Genomic DNA, 23151 nt, shown 5'->3' on the forward strand with positions numbered 1-23151 from the left:
TTTGGTGGGGCGTGAGTGACTCGAACACTCGACCTACGGATTAAGAGTCCGCTGCTCTACCAACTGAGCTAACGCCCCGATACTACCGGGAATAAAAAAGGCTGCACGGCATCGCAGCCTTCTTCAAAAATTCGTTTGGTGGGGCGTGAGTGACTCGAACACTCGACCTACGGATTAAGAGTCCGCTGCTCTACCAACTGAGCTAACGCCCCAACGAGACCGAGATAATATCGGCTCTTCCGCATGGGGTCAACCCTTGATGGTGAAAATCCGCAAAAAAGTCTTAGGCGAGCAAGGGAACCAGCTCGAAGGCCAGCACGGTGAGCACCGCACCCACGACGACGAGCAGCGATCGCCAGCACATTCGAATCGCACCTTTGCCGGGCATGGCCCCGACGACGATCGCACCGAATACCGCGATCGCAAACATGCTCACGAGTTGGGCGTTGGAGAGGTGGGGCACGATCATGGTCGATCTCCCTGTGGCTGTCAGGCGATTCGAGATGCGTCTTCAGTATAGAAAACGGCCTCCCTGAAGCAAAGCGGCGCGACGACCGGGGTTTCCCCAGTCGCCGCGCCGCTTCGTCCAATCCTGTCCTGCTTGTCGTGCCGTCCGTGCCTTGCATGCGTTCCATTCAAATTGCAGCGCGAGCAGCTTACGCCGTCGATAGTCGTGCCGCTTTGCCGACGAACGTCTTCAAGGTGAGGTGCGTATCACTCCGGAAGGTCGAGGATCAGGATGATCGTCCAGGCATCGTCGCCTTCATGATGGTACTGACGCTCCACCACGACGAACGGTTGCTTCTTGTCGCCCTTGCCGAGGAACATCACGTCGCCTTCCTGCGGCAGGCATTCGAGCGGCGGCAACCCCAGCGGGGTGTCTTTCGGCACGAGTTTTTCGGCCTTCTTCGCTGCGCGCTCGGTCCACTCGATATCTAGTTGGATGTCACTCACCGGATGATCCTGTCTATGCAAATTGAAACGGCTGCATGGTAGCACGCAGCCTGCGCTGCTCGCGAAACCCGCCATGAAAAAAGCCCGCTCCCCAGGGCGGGGGAGCGGGCGAAAGTCCCATGCGTCCATTCGATAGCGGGGAACGCATGGCGACAGGAGAAGCGCCCGTGGGAAAGCCGTCGGTGCCTGCTTGACCGGAGGGGAAGAGAACCGGTCGGGGGTGCATGACGGTTTGCCCGGTGCTGCGTTGCTGGGCGTGGGCGCGCGCCTGTCGGCGGGACATAGGGGACAACGATGCTGAAGAGGTGACGCAACGCGGGCAGGAGATGCCGTCCAGCCCGCGCGCGTCGTGTCATGACGCCGGAGGCAGGCGGCATGACGAGGGACGAAACGTGGCTTACGGATTCGAGTACTTCATCTCGCCGTTTTGGCGGGCACGAACGAGTTCGTCGTAGACCTGTGCGCGCGTCTTGCCGGGCACATTGGCGTTGGGCATCGTGTTGAACGCCGGGTAGTCGTAGTCGTTCTGCGGGATCAGCCCTTGGGCGCGCGCTTCGATCAGTTGCTCACGGACCTGCGCACGGGTGAGTTGCGAGGTTTGCGGGACCCAGGCGTACGGCGAACCGTCGGGGTAGGCGTCGCTCGACAGCCGCGACTGTGCGAAAGCGGAACCTGCTGCGGCGGCCATCGTGGCCGAGATCAGTGCGGAAACCATCAACTTGCGATTCATGACAATAACTCCTGTTCTTCTGTCTTGCTAAGGGCGCTGGGTGCGCGACCGTTGAAACCAGTCTAAGCGTCCGGCTATCACAGAAAAACGGCAATTAAGCGAATAAATACTTACGCGAATCGCAACAATGCGTGATGGGTTCTCGTCGGACGAGAAGTGGAATGTGGGTGGGATGCGCTGTGGGGGCGAGCCGAGGGAGGCAATGAAAAACGCCGCCCGAAGGCGGCGTCGATTACGCAAAAGAGCGAGAGGATGCGAGGCTTAACGCGTAGCGATGGCAACCGCTGCGCCGGCCATGACGGTGCCCGTTGCGCGGTTCAACCGCTTGACGGCGCGTGCCGAACTCAACAGGCGTCGCGCGCGGGCGGCCAGCGCGATATAGCTGCCGAAGACGATCGCCAGCACGGTGAGCGTGACGCCCACGACTTCGATGTAACCGAGCGCTGTCACGCGTGCCAGATCAAGCAGGTTGGGCAGCAATGCGAAATAGAACACGACCACTTTCGGGTTGCCCATCGTCACCGACAGGCCACCGAAAAAGAGACGCCAGGATTTCTCGCGTGGCGCGGCGGCGAGCGGCTCCGCCGGCGCAATCGCCGGGGCGTTCCACATCTTCCATGCAAGATAGAGGAGGTAAGCGGCGCCCGCGTATTTGATGGCGAGGAACACGCCCGAGAACGTATGGGCCAGCGCGGCGACGCCAAGCACGGCGAGCGTGAGCCAGACGACGTCGCCGATCGCCACGCCGGCCGAGAACGCGATAGCGCCTTGCGTGCCGCGTCCGAGCACGCGCGCTACGATGGCGGCGATGCCGGGGCCCGGCGTGCCTGCGCCCACGAACAAGGCAAGCGCAAACGTCAGTAAATGTGTCCAGTCCATCACGCGTCTCCTCGCGTCGTTGACGATCCGGCAGCCAGGTCCGGGGCGTCGATCCTTCGTGCCGAATGGCGGCGGCGCGTGAGCTTCACGACGCCGCGACGTAGTCTCAGGCGCCCAGCCACGGCAGGCCGCGGAAGCACCAGCCGCTCACGTGCTTGCGATGACCTGCGCTGTCCTTGTCGCCTTCGAAGCCTTCGAGAATATCGAACGACTGCGTGAAGCCCGCTTCATAAGCAACCTTTGCGGCAGCCTTCGAGCGTGCGGCGCTGCGGCACAGGAACAGCAGCGGCGTATTCTTGTCCGGCGTTTGCGACGTCAGTTGTTCGAGGAAGTGTTCGTTGGGGACGCCGCCCGGGTATCGCACCCATTCGACGTTGGCGTACTGGCCGTCCGGCACTTGCGGGCGACCGACCCAGTCGAGTTCGGCGCGCGTGCGTACGTCGATCAGACGAACGTTCGCATCGGCCTTCAGCAGTTCCAGCGCTTCTTCCGGCGTCACGGCGCCCGTGTAGGCGAGCTGGCCCGAGGCGCGACGTTGCGTGGCTTGATCGAGAATGGCTTTGGCGCTTGTCATATTGCTGTGATCTCGTTAGTCGATGGTTGTCCTTCATTCTAGCGTGCACCACACGCTAGATGCGTGTTAACTGTTCGGTCGCGATATTGGGAGTCGTCCGGATGTTTTGGGATTTGCACTACCACGGCTTCGGGTGACGCATTATGACGGTGCAGACACGCGCACGATTTCGGGCCGATGAGTTCGATAAATGGCACCTGAAAGGTGCATAATCCTCGAATGCACCGAGTTGGTGATATTTTGGTGCGGCATGCACCGAAATAAGGAATTTCAGCCCACGAGCGGGAATTCACGGCGGGACGCACCAGAATCGATTATTTCCTTAGAAATCAGTGGGCGAGGGTGGAATGTGGCGGGTGAGCGATGCGCTGGCACGCTTCCTGCTTATCAATGGCGAATCCGAACATGGAGTTCGTTAAGAGGGTGCGGCGACGCGGGCGATGAGCGCCAGCAGCGCCAGATTGAATCTTTCGGGAGATAGCATGAGCAAATCTGTGGCAGATGTGTTGAACCTGGTTAAGGAAGAAGACGTCAAGTTCGTCGACTTCCGTTTCACCGACACGCGCGGCAAAGAGCAACACGTCTCGGTGCCCGTGTCGCACTTCGACGCTGACAAGTTCGAGAGCGGCCACGCTTTCGACGGTTCGTCGATCGCAGGCTGGAAGGGCATCGAAGCCTCGGACATGCTGCTGGTCCCGGACGCCAACACGGCGTACATCGACCCGTTCTATGAAGAAAGCACGCTGGTGCTGACCTGCGACGTGATCGAACCGGCCGACGGCAAGGGTTACGACCGCGATCCGCGCTCCATCGCCAAGCGCGCTGAAGCGTATCTGAAGAGCACGGGCCTGGGCGACACCGCCTTCTTCGGTCCGGAACCGGAATTCTTCATTTTCGACTCCGTCCAGTGGAACACGGACATGTCGGGCACGTCCGTGAAGATCAACTCGGAAGAAGCACCGTGGTCGTCGTCGAAGGACTTCGAAGGCGGCAACACCGGTCACCGTCCGGGCACGAAGGGCGGCTACTTCCCGGTCGCGCCGGTCGACACGTTCCAGGACATGCGTTCGGAAATGTGCCTGCTGCTCGAACAACTGGGCGTGCCGGTCGAAGTGCACCACCACGAAGTCGCCGGCCAGGGCCAGAACGAAATCGGCACGAAGTTCTCGACGCTGGTCGAGCGCGCCGACTGGACGCAGATCCTGAAGTACGTCGTGCACAACGTCGCACACAGCTATGGCAAGACGGCGACGTTCATGCCGAAGCCGATCGTTGGCGACAACGGCTCGGGCATGCACATCCACCAGTCGATCTGGAAGGATGGTCAGAACCTGTTCGCCGGTAACGGCTACGGCGGTCTGTCGGAATTCGCGCTGTACTACATCGGCGGCATCATCAAGCACGCCCGTGCCCTGAACGCGATCACGAACCCGTCGACGAACTCGTACAAGCGCCTCGTGCCGCACTTCGAAGCCCCGGTGAAGCTGGCCTACTCGGCCCGTAACCGTTCGGCCTCGATCCGTATTCCGTACGTTGCCAATCCGAAGGGCCGCCGTATCGAAGCGCGCTTCCCGGACCCGATGGCCAACCCGTACCTGGCTTTCTCGGCCATGCTGATGGCCGGTCTGGATGGCGTGCAGAACAAGATCCACCCGGGCGAAGCTGCCGACAAGAACCTGTACGACCTGCCGCCGGAAGAGGATGCAAAGATCCCGACCGTGTGCTCGAGCCTCGAACAGGCGCTGGAATACCTGAACGAAGACCGCGAGTTCCTGACCCGTGGTGGCGTGTTCACGGACGGCATGCTCGATTCGTACATCGAACTGAAGACCAACGAAGCGCGTCGTGTCGCGATGACCACGCACCCGCTCGAGTTCGAACTGTACTACTCGCTGTAATCGAATCGCTGCGCAGGGAATGCGCCGGCATGACGGAACGCCAGCGGCCGACCGTCATGCTCGACAAGCACGGGGGGATGGCCGCGGCCGTCCCCCTTTTTTATCCGTCGCGCATTCCGCTCATGCGTTCCGTGTCTCTCATGGCTCGCCATGAACTTATCGCCCCGAACCTCGATGAAAAGTGTCCGCGCTGGTGAGAAAGGGCAGACGAAGCGAGCCGCACACGCCGCCGCTGAGGACGCCACCGAAGTAACGACAGACGCCGCCGCAACTCTTGCCGGGGCGGCTGGCCATGCGTCGCTGCTGCATACGAGCGTCGACCCCTGGGAAGCGAAGCTCGCCGCGACGGGTATTCTGCCGGGCCTCGAAGCGCTGCCGACCGTGCTTCTGGTGCTCGAAAAACACTCGCTGCGCGTCGTATTCGCCAATCCGGCGGCCGAGGCGCTGCTTGCGCTCTCGCGCCGTTCGCTCTCGCAAATGACGTGGGACGATGTCTTCACGAACGGGGACGTGCTGTCCTCGACGATGACGGAGCTCATCGCCAATCACTTTCAGACGACACGCCTCGATCTGGTGCTCGAACGCACCGCTCAGGAGCCATTGCATACGCACGCCATCGTGGCGGCACCGGAAGCCGCCCCCGATTTCGTGATCGTCGAGTTGATCGAGAACGAGCAGAAGCTGAAGAACGAACGCGAAGAGCGGATCATCGATCAGGCGTTGATGAACAAGCAGCTCATCCGCAATCTGGCGCACGAAATCAAGAACCCGCTGGGCGGGATTCGCGGTGCGGCGCAATTGCTGGAGTTCGAGCTGGATCAGCGCGAGCTGCGCGAATACACACAGGTCATCATCAAGGAGTCCGACAGGCTTCAGACGCTGGTCGACCGTTTGCTGGAGCCGCATCGCCATCCGTACATCGCCACGGACGTGAACATTCACGAAGTGTGCGAACGCGTGCGTTCGGTGGTGCTCGCCGAGTTTCCGCAGGGGCTGTCGATCGAGCGGGATTACGACGTGAGCCTGCCTGACTTCCGTGGTGACAAGGAGCAACTCATTCAGGCGTTGCTCAACATCGTGCGTAACGGTGCGGAAGCGCTGCGCGAGCAGATCGCGCGCGGCGATGCCCGCATCGTTTTGCGCACGCGAGTGGCGCGAAAGATCACGATTGCCAAGCGATTGCACAAGCTGGCATTGGAATTGCATGTGATCGACAACGGGCCCGGCATTCCTGCCGACATTCGTGATCGCATCTTCTATCCGCTCGTCTCCGGGCGTGAAGGGGGAAGCGGTCTGGGACTCACATTGGCGCAATCTTTCGTACAGCGTCACGACGGTCTGATCGAATGCGAAAGCCGGCCCGGACGGACGGATTTCCGAATCCTGCTGCCCCTGGGCTGATGCGGCCCTCACGCCGTCGGCCGTAACACCTGCGGCCGGGCATAGACGTTACACGGTGAACAATGAAGCCGATCTGGATAGTAGACGACGACCAATCGATTCGATGGGTGCTGGAAAAGGCACTCTCACGAGCCAATCTGCCGGTGCGCAGTTTCACCGGCCCGCGCGAAGCCAGCGCAGCGCTCGAACACGACTCGCCGCAGGTGCTTGTCTCGGACATCCGCATGGCGGGCGGCTCCGGACTCGAACTGCTGCAAATGGCCAAGCAGCGCCACCCCGGCCTGCCGGTCATCATCATGACCGCCTTCTCGGATCTCGATAGCGCGGTGGCCGCGTTTCAGGGCGGAGCGTTCGAATACCTTGCCAAACCGTTCGATGTGGATCGTGCCGTCGAACTGATTCTGCGTGCCGTCGAAGAAAGCCTGCGCGAAGCGACCGACGACGAGCGCATCACCGAAGAGCCCGAGATTCTTGGGCAGGCGAGTGCGATGCAGGACGTCTTCCGTGCCATCGGCCGGTTGTCGCATTCGAGCGCTACGGTGCTCATCACCGGTGAATCGGGGTCGGGCAAGGAACTGGTCGCGCGCGCATTGCATCGTCACTCGCCGCGCGCGTCGGGTCCGTTCATTGCGCTTAACACTGCGGCGATTCCGAAAGATCTGCTGGAGTCCGAGCTGTTCGGTCATGAGCGCGGCGCGTTCACGGGCGCGCAGGCGACACGGCGCGGGCGCTTCGAGCAAGCCGAAAGCGGTACGCTCTTTCTCGACGAAATCGGCGACATGCCGCTCGATCTGCAGACGCGTCTGCTGCGTGTGCTCTCGGACGGCAACTACTACCGTGTGGGTGGTCACAGCCCGATCAAGGCGAATGTGCGCGTGATCGCGGCAACGCACCAGAATCTCGAGGATCGCGTGCGTCAGGGGTTATTCCGTGAGGACTTGTATCACCGCCTGAACGTGATTCGACTGCGTCTGCCGTCGCTGCGCGAACGCAGTGAAGACATTCCGCTGCTGGTGCGTCACTTCCTTCAGAAGAGCGCGCGCGAACTGGGCGTCGAAACCAAGCGCATCAGCGAGGCGGCACTGGCGCATCTGACGCGCTTCCCGTTCCCGGGCAACGTGCGTCAGCTGGAAAACCTGAGCAACTGGCTCACGGTCATGGCGCCTGCGCAGACCGTTGAAATCAAGGATCTGCCGCCCGAATTCCAGACGGCGGCGGCGCCTTCGGGGTCTGCCGGGCAGGCCGCGTATGTCAATGGAACGGCGGGTGGCGCGACGGCGCCGGTGTCGGCCGGCAGCAACCCGGGTTACGGGAGCGTCGGCGCCGTGTCGTCAGCGCCTGCGGCCGGAGTGGGTGGTGTGAGCGCTCCGGGCAGCGTTGGCGCTGTCGCAGACGTGTCTGCCGCATCGGGGATGGCTGGCGTCGAGAGCTGGGAGCCGATCCTGCGGCGTGAGGTCGCGCGGTTGCTGCGCTCGGCATCGCCCGACGTGATGGATCAATTGACGCGTCGCTTCGAAACCGCGTTGATCAACGAAGCGCTGGATTTCACGCGGGGCCGTAAGGTCGAAGCCGCCAGTCGTCTGGGCATCGGCCGGAACACCATCACGCGCAAGATCCAGGAGCTCGGGCTGGAATCCTGAAGCAAAACGGGGTAGGCTCCTTTGCTTTCTTACATCGCAACAAGGGAGCCGTAACATGGCAAGACGCATCCTGTTGACGGGCGCGACCGGTCAGGTCGGGTGGGAGCTGGCACGTTGCCTGCAAGGCATGGGCGACGTGCACGCCCCCGGACGTCACGAAATGGATCTGCTCGATACCGACAGCGTCGCGCGTACCCTGCGAGACTTTGCGCCGGACCTGATCGTCAATCCGGCCGCCTACACGGCAGTCGATCGTGCTGAAACGGATGAGGCGGCGGCCTATCAGGTCAACGCGGTCGTGCCCGGCATCATGGCGGAAGAGGCGAAACGTCTCGGTGCGCTTGTCGTCCATTACTCCACTGACTACGTTTTCGACGGCACTTCATCGACGCCGTATCGCGAAGACGAACCCACCAACCCGCAAAACGCCTACGGCCGTACCAAGCTGGCGGGCGAGGCCGCTATCGCCGCCAGCGGGGCGAATCATCTGGTGCTGCGCACGAGTTGGGTGTACGGCACGCGCGGCGCGAACTTCCTGCTGACGGTGCAGCGACTTGCCCGCGAGCGCGATGAACTGCGTATCGTTGCCGATCAGTACGGGGCGCCGACATGGTGTCGCACGATTGCGGAACTCACGTCGCAAGTGCTGGTGCAGGGGCTGACGGAGACGGGCGTCGATGCCGATTTCTGGCGTGAGCGCGGCGGTCTTTATCACTTGACGGCGGCCGGTCAGACCACGTGGCACGGATTCACCGAAGCGATTCTCGACGTGAGCGCGTCGGAGAAGCGTCCGAACGTTGTGGCGATTCCGACTTCTGCCTATCCGCTGCCGGCCAAACGCCCGGCCTATTCCATCCTCGACAACGACAAACTGGCGCGCAACTTCGGCGTGCGGGCTCCGGACTGGCGCGACGCTCTCCAGCTTTGTCTCGCATGATGTGAACGACGCGATAGCGGCGTCACCCGGGCTGCGCGGCTAAATCGGAAATTCCTCAGCGCGCAGCGGCGGGTTCTTTCGGCAACATGGTGGCTTTTTGTGCATGCGCCCAAGCGCGTGCCGAGGAGCGATACCGCATGCCGCTTCAGTCCACGGTAACAGGCAATGGACAAGCCCCGGCAGGTTCGATGGCCCTGGTTCCCACCGCGTTTGCGGGCGCGCGTTCCGTGGGGCAAGGTGACCGGCCGGCCTCTGCACCGTCGGTGAACCCAATAGCCGCGCCGGAGGTCTTGTGCCGCGCCATGCGATTGGCCGACGCTGACGAGCAGCGGACTCTCCTGCGTCACATGTCATGGCTCTCGCATGCGTTGGCAGAACGTGCGCGAGATCGCTGTGTCAGTGTCGAGCGCCTATGCGTTCGAGCGGATGCTGCCCGCGGCGAGTTGCCGTTCGACAAATCGGCGTTGAGGCGGGTTTGGCGAGAGCGCTTTTCTCATCTGTCACAAGGTGTGCGCGCGGGCGATGTCGCGCGTGAGTTGACGACGTGGTGTTCGGGGTCGCGCGACAGGACATCTTTTGCCGCGTCACGGCGTGCATTGAGCGATGTGGACGATGCCGCGTTCAACGTGAGGTCATGGGTGCATCTGCCGATGCGCGAATGGCCGGCTGGCATGCTGAGCGTGGCGCTCTCGCTCTCGAATTTGCGCGACGCCGTGCTTCCCGACCTGTCGTTGGTGTGTGGGGATCTTCGCGGCATCAGCGCGCTGCGCGCCCAATTCGGCGGCGGGCAGTTCAACGGCACTTCATGGTGCAACGCGATGCTGCGTCGGGCAGACTTCGCTTTTTCCAATCATGTGAACGCCAATTTCGAGCGCGCAGATTTGCGCGATGTCGGCTTTCGTGCGGCGGATTTGTCCGGGACGCGTCTGGTCCGTGCGGATCTTCGTGGCGCAGAATTCTTGCACACGGTGATGCGTGGTGCAGACCTGAGTGAAGCCCGTTGTGAGGCGTTGACGTTCGCGAAGGTGAGACTCGATGACGCAGCGCTACACCGGACGCGCTTGCGGGGCGCGCGTCTGATGGAGAGTAGCGGGCGCCGGCTGGCGCTCATCGGCACGAGCGCCAAGCACTCGCGGTGGACCTCTGTCGTGATGAGTCAGGGGCGAGCGTCGGGAGCGGATCTGCGCAACGCCGAGTTTCGCGAATGCGATCTCGTGGGATGGGATGCGCGTGGCGCAAAGCTCAACGGCGCGCTGTTCGAGTCGTGCGATATGCGTCAGGTCCGGTTTTGCGGGGCCAGCCTCAAGCGCATTCGCATCGGACGCCACTGCGATCTCGGCGCTTCGCAGTGGTACGACTCACGTCTGCGTCTCGATGCCGCATGGCTGAGGCAGTTGACGCCCGCAGAACTCGACGATGTCGTGAAATCGTGGATGACATTCCCCGTCGATCAGCCCGCCATGCGTGCCAGCGTCTTCCTGCAACTGCTCGGGGCGCTGCGGCACCGGTCCGGACTTGGAATGCCAGCGACCGACACGGCGCCGTCGCTGCACCGGTTGCCCGAGCATGTTCAGCACAGCGAGTGGTTGGGGCGGTTGCTGGTGGCGCCGAGCGAGGCGGGCGGTTTGGGCGCGCATGAGGAGTTCGCTGCGTTGCGCGCACAGTGGGTGGCTCGCAAGCTCGAGGCGTTGACGGACACGCGGCTGTCGTGCGACGAAGCGAAATGGGCCGTGCCGGCGCTAATGACGGTGTTGCATGGCCGCTGTGTGAAGGCCTCATCCGAGGCGGTGTGGCCGTATGCCGGCGCCATGTGTCAAACCCTCTACTGGGCCGGGGAAGGTGTCGGGAACGGCAGCGATGCCCGAGCAACTGCGCTGCGCGTCGCGTGGCTGGAGGCGCTTCCGGCTCACCTCTACACGGCGCTTTCGGCGGATGGCGTCGATGCGCTGGACGCCGCTTGCGTCGTGTTGATCCGGTCCGATGGCGGGGCCGCTGCGCGGTTGCCGAGGTCGCTGTTATTCGGTGTGCTTGGCTCGGCGACGACGGGACCGTCGACGGCAGGGGAGGCGGCATTCGCACACGCGTCGGTACCCGGCTGGCGATGGGCAGGTGCGAGGGTGGTGGTGCGCGATGACACGACGCCGGAGGATTACGTGCCGGGCACGATGCGACAGCTGCAGGGATTGTTGCGAACGTTTGGCTTCCTCGCGGGTGTCTGGCCGGTGGAGCGCCCGCTCGATGCGCTTATCCGGCTGACGGGGCGCTGGCTTGGCGATGACGCGCAGGCACGGGCGAGGATATCGTGCGGTGGCGGATGGTGGCCGGTGGTAGAACCCGTCGCGAAAGAGGCGCTGGACGCGCGACATCCGGCGCTGAGCCTGACGGACCGGGTCGGCATGTTGATCGGCACGTCGTCGGTGCCCGCACAGGTTACGCTGCGATCGGCAGGGCACGCAGACATCGAGGAGGTGTTTCGTGAATGGCCGTTATTTTCCGCCGATGCCGACGCGCCGATGAGTGTTTCGATGTCGCGTCGTGTCCGACTCGTTTCTGTCGCCGCGGGCCTCGGGTGGCTCGCCACCCAACCGGAGTGGTATCTGCCATCGAGGGCGGGCGACGCCGAAGTGCAGCGCCAGCGTCTCGCGTGTCGTCGGTACGCACTGGCAGTCCTCAACGAGGCGATGGCCGGTGATGCCTTATGGCGTGGGGTGACGCAAGCACTCGCGCTGCGGGCTTGTCTCGCCAATGAGGCCAGTTCGGCGCGTCAACTGGCGCAGTGCCTGGCCGAATGGATCACTTGTCCGGATGTGCGCGATTTACCGGGGCTGGCGCAGGCGTGTCATCACACGTTGCCATGGTTCTGGGCTGTCCGGTTTCCGCTTCCCGCCGACGCGGTTCGCCGAGCCTTGGCAATGCCGACCTTGCGCGAAGCTGTCACGCGCGATGCGAATCCGGGAATGAGGGGCGTTTTGGCTGATATTCCGCCATCGGAATGACCGCGCTTTCGTGGTAAAAATACGTACGCGCAATGCGTTGCCGTGATGGGCAGCGCTTCCCGTCGGCGGGGTGCGTGGCATTTCTGTAAGTTGGCGACATTTGTGGGGTTTTGGCCGCGGATGCCTGCGCGTAGAGGGTTGCCAAAGACGCAACCGCACGGGCGGGAATGCGGGGAAGGCCAAAACCTTGTTCCCAGGCTCTCAGGGGTTTCGTACCCTCCCAGGCATCATGCACTCGACTTGTATTGCGTCAGGCTATCCGGGGTTCGTGGCGGTCAATCGTCGCGAGCTTGACGCACACGCTCCTCTTTCCTGGCCTTTGTTCGACGCCGACGGCACACCGTTGCTGGCGGCGGGCGAGCGATTGCCCTCCGAAGCCGATCTCGATTGGCTCTTCACCATGTTTGCGCCGCACCGGCCGCTGCCCGACGGGGCGACGACGGGCGAGGCGGTGGGGCGCACGGAGGCGGCGAATTCGGCGTCTCCGCTCGGCACCAGCGGTTCGACGGTTTACCTGCACGGCTTGCCGGTCCCGCTGCCGATCGGCACGTGGATTCAGGTGCGGGTCGCACCGGACGCCGAGACCGCTCGCGTTCGGGCCAGACTGATCGGGCGGGCCCCCAACGGCATGCTGCTTATCACACCGCCGTCGGCGGGCGAGACACACTTGCCGGTGACCGCAGGCGACAAGCTGGCGCTCTGGACCTTTCCGGGCGATAACCTGTACGAATTCACATGCGACGTGCATAGCGTGCACCACGGTCCGTTCGATTACGTGGTGCTGTCGCGTCCTGCGCAGGTGCGCGAGACGCCGGTGCGTCGCACGCCTCGCGTCGACACACGGCTCGTGGCGCGACTCTCGCCGATCGACGAGACGTCGCGTGCCTCGTTCCGGCGCTTGCTGGCCGATCCGCAGGACACGCCGGAGTGGCTGGTACTGGTGCGCGATATCAGTGCCGATGGCGCGGGCATTGTCGCGAAGGCGCCGTTGCCGGAGGGTTGCCATCACGTGGCATTGCAGTTCCGGGTGCCCATCGGCGCTGACATCGTGCCGATTCTCGGCATGGCGGCGGTGCGAAGCGTTGAAGGTCCGCGCGCGGACGGCACGTGGGCCTATGGGCTCGAATTCATGCAGATGGACACCCGCAACAAGGCGGCGATTCGCTGCTTCGTCTACGAGTCCAGGTTGACCGATCCTCGCGCCAGTCATTGACGGATCGTCGGAGGCGACGAAAAAACGGCACCCTCGGGTGCCGTTCCTTATTGGGTGCGTCTGCGTGTCAATCCTTGAACGTGGCGACGACAGGCGTGTGATCCGAGGGCTGTTCCCAGGTGCGCGGCACACGATCGATTTCACAGGCGGTGCAGCGCTCGGCCAATGCGCCCGAGGCGAGAATATGATCGATGCGCAGGCCCGCGTTGCGTCGGAACGCGCCCATGCGGTAGTCCCACCAGCTGAACGTCTTCTCTGGCTGATCGAACATGCGGAAGGTGTCGCGCAGGCCGAGGCCCTGCAATCGCGCAAACGCCTGACGCTCCTGGGGCGACACCAGATTGCAGCCTACCCATTTGGCCGGGTCATGCACATCGCGATCTTCCGGGGCGATGTTGTAGTCGCCGAGCACGGCAAGCTGCGAGTGGCGTTGCATCTCATCCGACAGCCAGTGGGTGAGGGCGTCGAGCCAGTTCAGCTTGTAGACGAACTTGTCGGATTCGAGCGACTGGCCGTTCGGAAAATAGCCGCACACGACGCGAACGCCGCCGACGGTCGCGGTAATGAGGCGTTGCTGCTCGTCGGGGAAGTTCGGCAGATTCTTCACGATATCCGTCGCTTCGCCCACTTTCGCGTGGTTGACCAGCAGCGCGACACCGTTATACGTCTTCTGACCGGTGAAGTGCGACGTGTAGCCGAGGGCGGCGATCTCCGTGAGCGGAAAGTTCTCGTCGGTCAGCTTCAGTTCCTGAAGGCACAGGACGTCGACCGGATTGCTGCGTAGCCAATCCTGTACGTGCCCGAGACGAACCTTGAGCGAGTTGACGTTCCACGTAGCTAATTGCATGAATGTCCTTGATGAGTGAGCGTCAGGCTCAGGCGATATTTAGGCGTGATCGGTCGGCAATTTCGGCACGCCGACGAAGTCGTCGAGCGAAAGCCCCTTTTCCTTGAGCAGGGCTTCGAGCACCGGTTGCAGGCGGCCGAGGCTTTCCTGTACCGCTTCGCGCACGGTGTCGACCACGACCTGCGTGCTGCGCTCGATCTCGATATTCACACGCGAGCCGGCGCCCTTGTCTTCGAACGTCGTCATGCGGCGTGTTTCCGGAATCAGCCAGACCTCGAACCAGCCCTCCTGACGATTCACTTCCGAGACGGTCAGACTCGCGCCGTTGATCGCAATGTAGCCCTTGGCAAAGACGTACTTACGAAAAGCTTCGGGAATGGCGATACGCAATACGCGGTTCGTATCCGAAGTGCGTACGCTGAGAATTTCGGTCGAGAAATCGATATGCCCGGACAGCGGATGGCCACCGATCTCCGCGCCATCCTTGGCCGCGCGTTCCACGTTGACCTCTGCGCCGACGCCGAAGCTGCCGAGCGTCGTCACGTTCAGGCTTTGGAGGATGATGTCGAACGACGCCGCCGTGGGCGAGAGCAGTTGTGTGACCGTCAGGCAGCAGCCGTCGACGGCGACGCTGGCGCCGAGCGTCAGGTCTTCGCAGAAGCCTTCGGGAAAGGCCAACTCCAGGGTGCGCATGCCGTCGCGATCTTCGATGGACGACAGCGTGGCCGTGCCTTGAACAATTCCTGTGAACATCGTGATGTCGGTAATAAAGAGTCTTTGGGGTGCTATGCGGCAGTATTCTACTGCCTGGCGACGGTATGCCGCTCGTCATGCGTCGTGCTACGATGCCGCCTTTTCACGGGATCTCGACAGATCGTTATGGGTTTCGAAGGCTGCCTGCTGGCGGATGACTTTTATTATTGGGCGGAGACGTCGCCCGCGCCGGATGGGCAGTTCCACGGGGTGGTGCACTTTACCGGATGGCGCGATGTGGACGATGTCATCGAGACACTGGACCCGCCGCTGACTCACACGACGCCCGAGGCGTACCGCTGGGCGAGCGATGCGCTCGAAGCCGCGCACGCGCTGGCCAGGACGCTGGCAGCCGAGGGCGACCTCGGAATCGAACCCTGAACGATCGACGCGAGTGCCGCTGCAATCAAACCGGCGCGGCATCGAATCCAGGCCGAACATCGGCCGAACGCAAGCTTTACGGACAGCACCATGACTCAGACTAAATTTGAACTTCAAAAGCGTCGCGGCCTGAAGATCGGCGCCGGTGTGCGTCGCGGCCCGCCGACGGGCAAGCAGGTTGGCGCTCAGGGCAAGCGCGGCGCAGGCGGCAGCAAGTTGCTGGGTGCGCTGCTTGGCGCGCCTTCGGACGACACCGAAGCCGTCGATGCCAGCCACGCCGACACGGCCCCCGATCAGGACAAGTCCAGGGCCTGATCGGCTTTCGGCGGTATGACGGTATTGCCGGGCTGACGCGCATGTGGCCCGCCCGGCCGTTCTTTCATCGATATCAGTGCCTTGCTTTCTTTCAGGGCTTCGTTCAGGGAACAATGGCCAGGAACAGGAAGGCTGCGAACAGCACCAGGTGGACGGCACCTTGCAGCACGGTCGTGCGTCCGGTGCCAAGGGTGATCACACCGACGAGCAGCGTGACCGCAAGCAGCACCGTTTCCTTCGGCGCGAGACCCAGCTCGATCTGATGGCCGAGCAGTAACGAGACGGCCGCCACCGTCGGAATCGTCAACCCGATACTGGCCAGTGCCGAGCCGAGCGCCAGATTCAGACTCGTCTGAAGCTTGTTGGCGCGCGCGGCACGCAGCGCTGCCAATCCTTCCGGCAACAGCACCAGCGCAGCAATCACGATACCGACGACCGCCTTCGGCGCTCCCGCCACGGCCACGGCCTGTTCGACGGCCGGCGAAAGCTTCTTCGCCAACCCCACCACGGCCAGCAGCGCCACCACCAGCAGCCCCAGACTCAGCACCGCCGTACGACGCGACGGCGGCGGCACGTGCACTTCCTCACTGGGCGCCTTCGCGAGGAAGTAGTCGCGATGGCTCACCGTCTGCACGAAGACGAACACCATATAAAGCACCAGCGAAATCATGCCCTCGAAGGCCAGTTGCGAGGCCGTGAGGCCCGGGCCGACCACCGAACTGGTGTAGTTCGGCAGCACCAGCGTAAGCCCGGCGAGCGCACACAGCACGGCGAGCGCAGCACTCGCGCCCTCCACGTGAAAGCCTTGCGTATGGTGACGAACACCGCCGAACAACAGGCACAGCCCGACGATGCCGGTCGACACGATCATGATGGCGGCGAACACGGTGTCGCGCGCCAGTCCCGCCTTGTCCGGGCCGCCGGAGAGCATGACCGAGACGATCAGCGCGACTTCGATGATGGTCACGGCGACGGCGAGCACCAACGTACCGAACGGCTCGCCGACCTTGTGGGCGACGGTTTCGGCATGGTGCACGGCGGAAAACACGGCGCCGGCGAGCGCGACGGCACAGAGCGTCAGCGAAGCGCTATTCGGCAGGAACCCGGCAACGGCGAGGGCAATGAGGGCCACGATGGGCATGTACATCGTCCAGTGGCCTAGCTTGGCGGTCTTTGAGGAGGACATCGTCGGAGACTCCAGGATTACGGGGAACAGGGTGCAGCCGGGGCACAGCAGATCAGGCAGCGGATCAAGCAACGGCGGGAACATTGCCCCGATGAGAACCTCGGGGCGACGAGTCATGGTCGCAGAAAAGTGACACTCCGACAACCGAAAGGCGTTGACGTGCCGCGAGACGAGTGCCGTGACATCAGTCCATCGAAAGGCGCATGGACAAACGATCTTGCGCGATCACACGTTTGACTCCGAGTCCGGATTCGTCGAGAAATTCCGTTGAATGCATGGCGAAATGCGAAAGCAGGTTTGGCGAGGATCGGGTAAGCAACATCTGCCGTTGACATCTCATAGGTGACAGGCGTACTGTTTCGTTCATTGGTCTTACCACTGAACAGCAATATGTCTTTCGATCCCATCGTGCAGGTTTCCGTCTCGGAGCAGGTTGCGCAGCGCTTGCTGACGATGATCCGCACCGGCCTGCTCAAACCCGGTCAGCAACTCCCGCCCGAGCGCGACCTCGCCACCATGCTCGGTGTCGGGCGTCCGGCGGTGCGCGAGGCGATCCGGGGGCTGGCGTTGCTCGGATTGCTGCGTATCCGGCAGGGCGAGGGAACGTTCGTCGGCTCGCTGGAAATGCGCGAACTGCTCGAACCGCTGGAGATGGTCATCGAATTGAACGCGGGCACGCTCGAAGCGTTGTTCGACGCGCGTCTCGTCATCGAGCCGGGTGTGGCGGCGCTGGCGGCCACGCACATCGCCGACGAGGACCTCGCGCGCCTGCATGCGCTCGTCGACGACGAGGAGGCGCTGCTGGGCAGTCCCGAAACGTTTTCTGCGGCCGACATGACGTTTCACGAGACGATTATCGACGCCTGCGAGAACCCATTCCTCCAAAGCATCGCCAACAGCCTCTATCTGCTGGGCAAGAAGAGCCGCCGCGTGACGTCGCAGGTCGATGGTGTGCTAGAGCGAAGCTTGCAGGATCACCGTCTCATTCTGGATGCCCTTGCCGCGCGCGATCCCGAGCGCGCCGCGCAAGCCATGCGCCAGCATCTGTGCCGCGTGCGCGACGCCTACGCGGCGTCGGTAGCGGCTGACTCAGGCGCGGACTGAGGCGATACCAGAAGCGCGCATCCCGAAGGCACGACATCTCATCCTTTTTACCCACAGGCTCACGAGGAGACACTCATGACTGGCCGGCTGGCGGGCAAAACCGCCGTCATTACTGCTGCGGCGCAAGGCATCGGACGCGCCTGCGTCGAAGCTTACTTGCGCGAAGGCGCGCGCGTGGTTGCTACGGATCTGAATGCAGACACGCTCGCGCAACTGGACGATCACGCGCATCTGGTGCGGCGTGCGCTCGATGTCACCGATAGTGCTGCCGTGAATGCGCTGGCGAGCGAACTCGGCGCTATCGACGTGCTGTTCAACTGTGCAGGCTTTGTCCATCACGGCTCGATTCTCGAATGCGACGACGCCGCATGGGACTTCTCGTTCGATCTGAACGTGAAGAGCATGTACCGCACGACGCGGGCGTTCCTGCCCGCGATGCTTGCCGCTGGCGGCGGCGCCATCATCAACATGTCGTCGGCGGCGTCCAGCGTGAAGGGCGTGGCCAATCGCTGCGTCTATGGCGCGAGCAAGGCGGCCGTGATCGGCCTGACGAAGTCGGTGGCGGCGGATTTCGTCGCACGTGGCATTCGCTGTAACGCCATCTGCCCGGGAACGGTCGAGTCGCCGTCGCTGCGGCAGCGAATCGCCACGCAGGCAGACGCGGCGGGCACGAGTCTGACGGCGGTGCGCGACCAGTTCGTGGCGCGTCAGCCGATGGGGCGTGTGGGCACACCCGAAGAAATTGCGGCACTTGCCGTCTATCTGGGGTCGGACGAATCCTCGTTTACCACCGGCGCCATTCACCTGATCGACGGCGGCTGGTCCAACTGATTTCGCAAGGAGAAAAGCTTTGAAACTGCTGCGTTACGGCCCGAAGGGCCAGGAAAAGCCGGGTCTGCTCGATGCACAGGGCCAGGTGCGTGACCTCTCCGGCGTGCTTGCCGACATCACCCCGGAGACGCTGAGTCCTCAAGGGTTGGCGGCGCTGCGCGCACTCGACGTGACGGCATTGCCGGTGGTGGCCTCGCCGGGACGTCTCGGTGTGCCGTTTTCGGGCCTCGGGAAGTTCCTCGCGGTCGGCCTGAACTACAGCGATCACGCTGCCGAATCGGGACTCGCGGTGCCGTCCGAGCCGGTGCTGTTCACCAAGTGGGATAACTGCCTGACCGGCCCGAACGATCCGGTCGTGCTGCCGAAGGATTCCGTCAAAGGCGACTGGGAAGTCGAACTGGGCTTCGTGATCGGTACCACCGCGCGCTACGTCCCGTTGGAGAAGGCGCTGGATTACGTGGCGGGCTACTGCGTGGTGAACGACGTGTCCGAGCGTGAATACCAGATCGAGCGTGGCGGTACGTGGGACAAGGGCAAGGGCTTCGACACCTTCGGTCCTGTCGGCCCGTGGCTCGTGACCACCGATGAGATTCGCGACCCTCAGCAACTCGGGCTGTGGCTCGATCTGAACGGCGTGCGCCGCCAGACGGGCAACACCTCGACGATGATCTTCAGCGTGGCGTATCTGGTGCACTACCTGAGCCAGTTCACCACGCTCAAGCCGGGCGATCTGGTAACGACCGGCACGCCGCCGGGCGTGGGTCTCGGCCAGAAGCCGCCGGTGTTCCTCAAGCCGGGCGACGTCATGCGACTGGGCATCGACGGACTGGGCGAGCAGACGCAGGAAGTTCACGCGTACGACGCACGCCTGCTCGATTGATCGGGCGTGCCCGATGCTTTTCACATCGATCCGGTAAGTTGACGACAATGGGGCGGTGGCGCGAGTCGCTGCCCCATTGTTTTGGCATGGCACCGGCGTTGCAACGTCCGGCGTGCCCTCAGCATTCGTCAACAACCTCATTGGAAGCGACACATCATGGAAGACCTGAAGGGTAAATTCGTTCTGATCACCGGCGCGAGCACCGGCATTGGTGCTGCGGCGGCCAAGGCATTCGCGGCACAGGGCGCAAACGTCGCCGTGCACTACAACCGTTCGGCGGACAAGGCCGAAGCAGTAGCCGACGCGGTGCGCGCGTACGGCGTCAAAGCAATGACGGTGGCCGCCGACGTCCAGGACACGGGAGCCATCGACGCGGCCGTGGCGCATGTGCTCGACGGTTTCGGTCGCATCGACGTGCTGATCAACAACGCCGGCAGCCTCGTTGCGCGCACGCCGTTCACCGAAGTCACCGATGCCTATTTCGACGAAGTGCTCAACGTCAACGCGCGCTCGGTCGTCGCGTTCTCGCGCGCGGTCGTGCCCGCGATGCGCAAGCAGGGCGGCGGGGCCATCGTCAACGTGACGTCGATTGCGGCGCGCCATGGCGGCGGTCCGGGCGCGCTGATCTACGCGGCGTCCAAGGGGTTCGTCAGCACGCTCACGCGTGGCATGGCCAAGGAGCTGATGGCCGATCGCATTCGTGTGAACGCCGTGTCGCCGGGCGTCATCATGACGCCGTTTCACGAGCAGTTCAGCACGCAGGCGCAGATCGATGCCTTCCGTCAAAGCATTCCGATGGGGCGCCTGGGCGAGCCGGACGAGTGCTCGGGGGCGTTCCTTTATCTGGCCTCGGAGACGCTGGCCAGCTATGTGACGGGGCAGATCATCGAAGTCAACGGCGGACAGTTGATGGTCTGACGCGAACGGGGTTGCGTCTCCCCTTCTGGTGCTTATCCCGCTCGATCGTCGGAATATTCCGATCAGGCATTGCCTGAGCGCCCAATATCGAGCGGGAGATGCCGTCGCGGGTTCGCTTCTCCCGCAATTGCTGGCAAACTTGCCCCATTCGTCTATCAACGTTCGCCGCACCCATGTGCGTGCAACCACTATCGAGGGGCAAATGGAACGCTGTCCGTGGAGCGAAGGCTTCGAACAATACCGTCAGTACCACGATCAGGAGTGGGGCGTGCCGTTGCGCGACTCACGCGAATTGTTCGAATTGCTGATGCTCGAAGGCGCGCAGGCCGGGTTGTCATGGTCCACGATCCTCAAGAAGCGCGACACCTACCGCAAGGCCTTCGACAATTTCGATCCGATGCGTATTGCCAAATATGGTCCCGAGGACGAGGCACGCCTGATGGCCGATGCGGGCATCGTGCGCAACCGGTTGAAGGTCAATGGCGTCATCAAGGGGGCGCGTGCCTATCTGACCATGGAAGCGTCCGGCACGCGCTTTAGCGATTTCGTCTGGCAATTCGTCGGCGGGGAGCCGTTGCAGAATCGCTGGGCGTCGCTGAGCGAAGTGCCGGCAACGTCGGCCGCCTCGGACGCCATGAGCAAGGCGCTGAAGAAGGCCGGTTTCACCTTTGTGGGCTCCACGATCTGCTATTCGTTCATGCAGGCGTCTGGCATGGTGAACGACCATCTGGTGGCGTGCCCGCGACACAAGGCGGTGAAGGCGCTCGCCGCGGACGAAGCGAAAGCCGGTGCGGTGCTGGCGCGCAAACGCCGTACGGGGGCGTCGTCGGCTACAATTCGGCCTGACGAATCAGGATCTGCCTAATGTTCAGCTACCGCCATGCCTTCCACGCCGGCAACCACGCCGACGTACTCAAACACTTCATCGCCGTCGAATGTATCGATTACATGCGCCAGAAAGACACGGCGTTCTGGTACATCGACACGCATGCGGGGGCGGGCGGTTATTCGCTTGAAGGCAAGTGGGCCGACAAGACGGGGGAGTACGAGACCGGGATCGGCCGTCTGTGGACGCGTGACGATCTGCCGACGGCGCTGGCTGATTACGTGGCGCTCGTGCGCGAGTTCAATCCGGACGGCAAGCTGAGCTATTACCCTGGCTCGCCGTATTTCGCACTGCAACTGCTCGGCGATCGCGACCGTCTTCGGTTGTTCGAGGCGCACCCGACCGAGCAGGATGTGCTGCGCGAGAATTTCGAAGCGCAGGGGCGGGCGGTCGCGCGTCGCACGATGATCTTCGGTGCCGACGGGTTTGCCGGTCTCAAGACGATTCTGCCGCCGGCGCCGCGCCGTGCCTTCACGCTCATCGATCCGTCCTACGAGGACAAGCGCGACTACACGCGCACCACACAGACGGTGCAGGAAGGTCTCGACCGTTTCCCGACGGGCATGTACGCCGTGTGGTATCCGCTGGTGCAGCGTCGCGAAGCGGCACAGTTGCCGGAGCGCATGAAGCGACTCACGATCGACGAGAAGCCGATCAAGAACTGGTTGCATGTGGCGCTCACGGTCTGCAATCCGGTCCCGGGCGGCATGGGTTTGCACGGCAGCGGGATGTTCATCGTCAACCCGCCCTATATGTTGCAGGAGACGTTGAAAACGACGATGCCTTACCTCGTCAAAGCGCTGGGGCAGGACAAGGGCGCGAAGTTCCTGCTGGAAGGTAAGCAGAACTGACGCGACTGAGCGCGCCGGGACTGCACGAGCCAAGGCGCCATGCAGCAACGGGCCGGTGAGGGCGGGGGAGGAGGCTGCGCGGATTGCGTGGCCGCTGAAACTGCCCGATCCGCCGATGTGTTGATCCGCCGAGTGATTTGTGGCGGCGCACCGAAGCCGAGACTTCGGAACGCCATGCCGCGGTGCGAATTACTTACCGGTGTGCGGAACTTCGTACGGCAGCGACAGCAGTTCATCCGGCGAAAGATAGCGCCATTCGCCGAGTTCCAGATTCCCCATCGGCAATCCGCCGATGGCGGTCCGTACCAGACCTTCCACGCGATTGCCTGCGGCGGCGACCATCCGTTTGACCTGATGGTATTTGCCCTGCGTGATCGTCAGCGCGATTTCGTGGGACGACGGACTCATGACGTCCGTTGCCGCGAGCGGTTCGGTCTCGTCTCTTAGCAGCACGCCGTTGCGCAGTGCCTGCAACATCTCTTCGGTCACCGGGTGCTTCGTGGTGGCGACATATCGCTTCGGCACATGACGCCGGGGCGACATCATGGCGTGCAGGAAGGGGCCATCGTCGGAGAGCAGCAGCATGCCGGTCGTGTCCTGATCGAGACGACCGGCCGGTTGCACGCCGCGCACGGCCAACGGTAATGGCAGCAGCGAATGCACGCCCTCATGATGCGTCGGACTCGTGGAGCACTCAAAGCCTTCCGGCTTGTTCAGCAGGAGGTAGACGCGCTCTCGGTAGTCCCACGTTTCGCCGTCGAGCGTGAATTGCAGGCCCGTCGGGTCGATCGATTCGCGGGGATTGTCGTGCACGACGCCGTCGATGGCGAAAGCACCGGATTGAATGAGCTTGCGGCACATCTTGCGACTGCCGAAGCCCTGAGATTGCAGTAAACGTTCGAGCTCGATGATGCGTTCTCCGTCAGGCATCGGGATTCAGGCCGCTATTGTAGCGGCCTGTCGCGGCCTGGCGCGAT

Annotated in this window: 23 protein-coding genes and 2 tRNA genes; 14 read left to right on the forward strand and 11 right to left on the reverse strand. The window is 63.1% G+C overall.

The window, feature by feature from the left end; all coding sequences use genetic code 11:
• Positions 1–2: 2 nt before the first annotated feature.
• The 7 genes from PCA20602_RS25025 to PCA20602_RS25055 all read right to left on the reverse strand — a co-directional run bounded on the left by PCA20602_RS25025 (position 3) and on the right by PCA20602_RS25055 (position 3137).
• Positions 3–78, reverse strand: a tRNA-Lys gene (locus tag PCA20602_RS25025).
• 58 nt (positions 79–136) lie between these two features.
• Positions 137–212 (reverse strand) — tRNA-Lys (locus PCA20602_RS25030).
• Positions 213–283: 71 nt separating this feature from the next.
• Complete coding sequence (locus PCA20602_RS25035; protein ID WP_069345044.1) at positions 284–469, reverse strand: hypothetical protein; 186 nt, start codon at positions 467–469, stop codon at positions 284–286.
• A 245-nt stretch (positions 470–714) separates the two neighbouring features.
• Positions 715–954, reverse strand: a complete 240-nt coding sequence (locus tag PCA20602_RS25040; RefSeq protein ID WP_150723501.1) for a DNA-binding protein — start codon at positions 952–954, stop codon at positions 715–717.
• Between the two features lie 397 nt (positions 955–1351).
• Positions 1352–1684, reverse strand: coding sequence for a DUF4148 domain-containing protein (locus PCA20602_RS25045; RefSeq protein WP_150723518.1), 333 nt, complete (start codon positions 1682–1684; stop codon positions 1352–1354).
• Positions 1685–1945: 261 nt separating this feature from the next.
• Positions 1946–2563: a LysE family translocator gene (locus tag PCA20602_RS25050; RefSeq protein ID WP_069344339.1), complete on the reverse strand. Its 618-nt coding sequence runs from the start codon at positions 2561–2563 to the stop codon at positions 1946–1948.
• Positions 2564–2669: 106 nt separating this feature from the next.
• A complete protein-coding gene (locus PCA20602_RS25055) occupies positions 2670–3137 on the reverse strand; it encodes a rhodanese-like domain-containing protein (protein ID WP_069344338.1) in 468 nt (155 codons plus the stop codon).
• Between the two features lie 482 nt (positions 3138–3619).
• Between PCA20602_RS25055 and glnA the strand changes: the two genes are divergently transcribed.
• The 6 genes from glnA to PCA20602_RS25085 all read left to right on the forward strand — a co-directional run bounded on the left by glnA (position 3620) and on the right by PCA20602_RS25085 (position 13222).
• Positions 3620–5035, forward strand: coding sequence for a type I glutamate--ammonia ligase (glnA, locus tag PCA20602_RS25060; RefSeq protein ID WP_069344337.1), 1416 nt, complete (start codon positions 3620–3622; stop codon positions 5033–5035).
• Positions 5036–5209: 174 nt separating this feature from the next.
• Positions 5210–6436, forward strand: a complete 1227-nt coding sequence (gene glnL, locus PCA20602_RS25065; RefSeq protein ID WP_246182337.1) for a nitrogen regulation protein NR(II) — start codon at positions 5210–5212, stop codon at positions 6434–6436.
• A 62-nt stretch (positions 6437–6498) separates the two neighbouring features.
• Positions 6499–8076 (forward strand): nitrogen regulation protein NR(I), encoded by a 1578-nt coding sequence (gene ntrC, locus PCA20602_RS25070; protein WP_150723502.1) that lies wholly within the window; start codon positions 6499–6501, stop codon positions 8074–8076.
• Positions 8077–8131: 55 nt separating this feature from the next.
• The gene (rfbD, locus tag PCA20602_RS25075) at positions 8132–9013 is read left to right on the forward strand and encodes a dTDP-4-dehydrorhamnose reductase (protein ID WP_150723503.1); all 882 of its coding nucleotides are present in this window, start codon (positions 8132–8134) and stop codon (positions 9011–9013) included.
• 605 nt (positions 9014–9618) lie between these two features.
• The gene (locus PCA20602_RS25080) at positions 9619–12009 is read left to right on the forward strand and encodes a pentapeptide repeat-containing protein (protein WP_246182339.1); all 2391 of its coding nucleotides are present in this window, start codon (positions 9619–9621) and stop codon (positions 12007–12009) included.
• A gap of 229 nt (positions 12010–12238) precedes the next feature.
• Positions 12239–13222, forward strand: a complete 984-nt coding sequence (locus tag PCA20602_RS25085; protein ID WP_150723505.1) for a flagellar brake protein — start codon at positions 12239–12241, stop codon at positions 13220–13222.
• 67 nt (positions 13223–13289) lie between these two features.
• Here PCA20602_RS25085 and xth read toward each other — a convergent pair whose 3' ends face one another.
• Together xth and PCA20602_RS25095 are read right to left on the reverse strand one after the other, a co-directional pair.
• Positions 13290–14069, reverse strand: coding sequence for an exodeoxyribonuclease III (xth, locus tag PCA20602_RS25090; RefSeq protein WP_150723506.1), 780 nt, complete (start codon positions 14067–14069; stop codon positions 13290–13292).
• Between the two features lie 39 nt (positions 14070–14108).
• The gene (locus PCA20602_RS25095; RefSeq protein ID WP_069344331.1) at positions 14109–14822 is read right to left on the reverse strand and encodes a riboflavin synthase; all 714 of its coding nucleotides are present in this window, start codon (positions 14820–14822) and stop codon (positions 14109–14111) included.
• Positions 14823–14948: 126 nt separating this feature from the next.
• On the opposite strand from PCA20602_RS25095, the gene PCA20602_RS25100 reads away from it, so the two are divergent.
• Both PCA20602_RS25100 and PCA20602_RS25105 read left to right on the forward strand, forming a co-directional pair.
• Positions 14949–15203 carry a hypothetical protein gene (locus PCA20602_RS25100; RefSeq protein WP_069344330.1) on the forward strand — a complete coding sequence of 85 codons (255 nt, stop codon included), beginning with the start codon at positions 14949–14951 and terminating at the stop codon, positions 15201–15203.
• A gap of 90 nt (positions 15204–15293) precedes the next feature.
• Positions 15294–15518, forward strand: coding sequence for a hypothetical protein (locus PCA20602_RS25105; RefSeq protein ID WP_150723507.1), 225 nt, complete (start codon positions 15294–15296; stop codon positions 15516–15518).
• 103 nt (positions 15519–15621) lie between these two features.
• On the opposite strand, the gene PCA20602_RS25110 is transcribed toward PCA20602_RS25105, so the two are convergent.
• Positions 15622–16704: a calcium:cation antiporter gene (locus tag PCA20602_RS25110; protein WP_069344328.1), complete on the reverse strand. Its 1083-nt coding sequence runs from the start codon at positions 16702–16704 to the stop codon at positions 15622–15624.
• Between the two features lie 390 nt (positions 16705–17094).
• Between PCA20602_RS25110 and PCA20602_RS25115 the strand changes: the two genes are divergently transcribed.
• From PCA20602_RS25115 to PCA20602_RS25140, 6 genes are all read left to right on the forward strand, one after another.
• Positions 17095–17808, forward strand: a complete 714-nt coding sequence (locus PCA20602_RS25115) for a FadR/GntR family transcriptional regulator (protein ID WP_069344327.1) — start codon at positions 17095–17097, stop codon at positions 17806–17808.
• 75 nt (positions 17809–17883) lie between these two features.
• Positions 17884–18639, forward strand: a complete 756-nt coding sequence (locus PCA20602_RS25120) for an SDR family oxidoreductase (protein ID WP_150723508.1) — start codon at positions 17884–17886, stop codon at positions 18637–18639.
• Positions 18640–18658: 19 nt separating this feature from the next.
• Positions 18659–19519: a fumarylacetoacetate hydrolase family protein gene (locus tag PCA20602_RS25125; RefSeq protein WP_069344325.1), complete on the forward strand. Its 861-nt coding sequence runs from the start codon at positions 18659–18661 to the stop codon at positions 19517–19519.
• A 156-nt stretch (positions 19520–19675) separates the two neighbouring features.
• A complete protein-coding gene (locus PCA20602_RS25130) occupies positions 19676–20437 on the forward strand; it encodes an SDR family NAD(P)-dependent oxidoreductase (protein ID WP_150723509.1) in 762 nt (253 codons plus the stop codon).
• A 202-nt stretch (positions 20438–20639) separates the two neighbouring features.
• Positions 20640–21302, forward strand: coding sequence for a DNA-3-methyladenine glycosylase I (locus tag PCA20602_RS25135; protein WP_150723510.1), 663 nt, complete (start codon positions 20640–20642; stop codon positions 21300–21302).
• Complete coding sequence (locus PCA20602_RS25140; protein ID WP_150723511.1) at positions 21302–22174, forward strand: 23S rRNA (adenine(2030)-N(6))-methyltransferase RlmJ; 873 nt, start codon at positions 21302–21304, stop codon at positions 22172–22174. Before PCA20602_RS25135 ends, PCA20602_RS25140 begins: the two co-directional genes overlap by 1 nt.
• Before the next feature lie 189 nt (positions 22175–22363).
• On the opposite strand, the gene PCA20602_RS25145 is transcribed toward PCA20602_RS25140, so the two are convergent.
• Positions 22364–23104: a pseudouridine synthase gene (locus PCA20602_RS25145; RefSeq protein ID WP_217432503.1), complete on the reverse strand. Its 741-nt coding sequence runs from the start codon at positions 23102–23104 to the stop codon at positions 22364–22366.
• Positions 23105–23151: the final 47 nt, after the last annotated feature.

The organism is Pandoraea capi, assembly GCF_902459735.1.
In the GTDB taxonomy this organism is placed as follows: Bacteria; Pseudomonadota; Gammaproteobacteria; order Burkholderiales; family Burkholderiaceae; genus Pandoraea; species Pandoraea capi.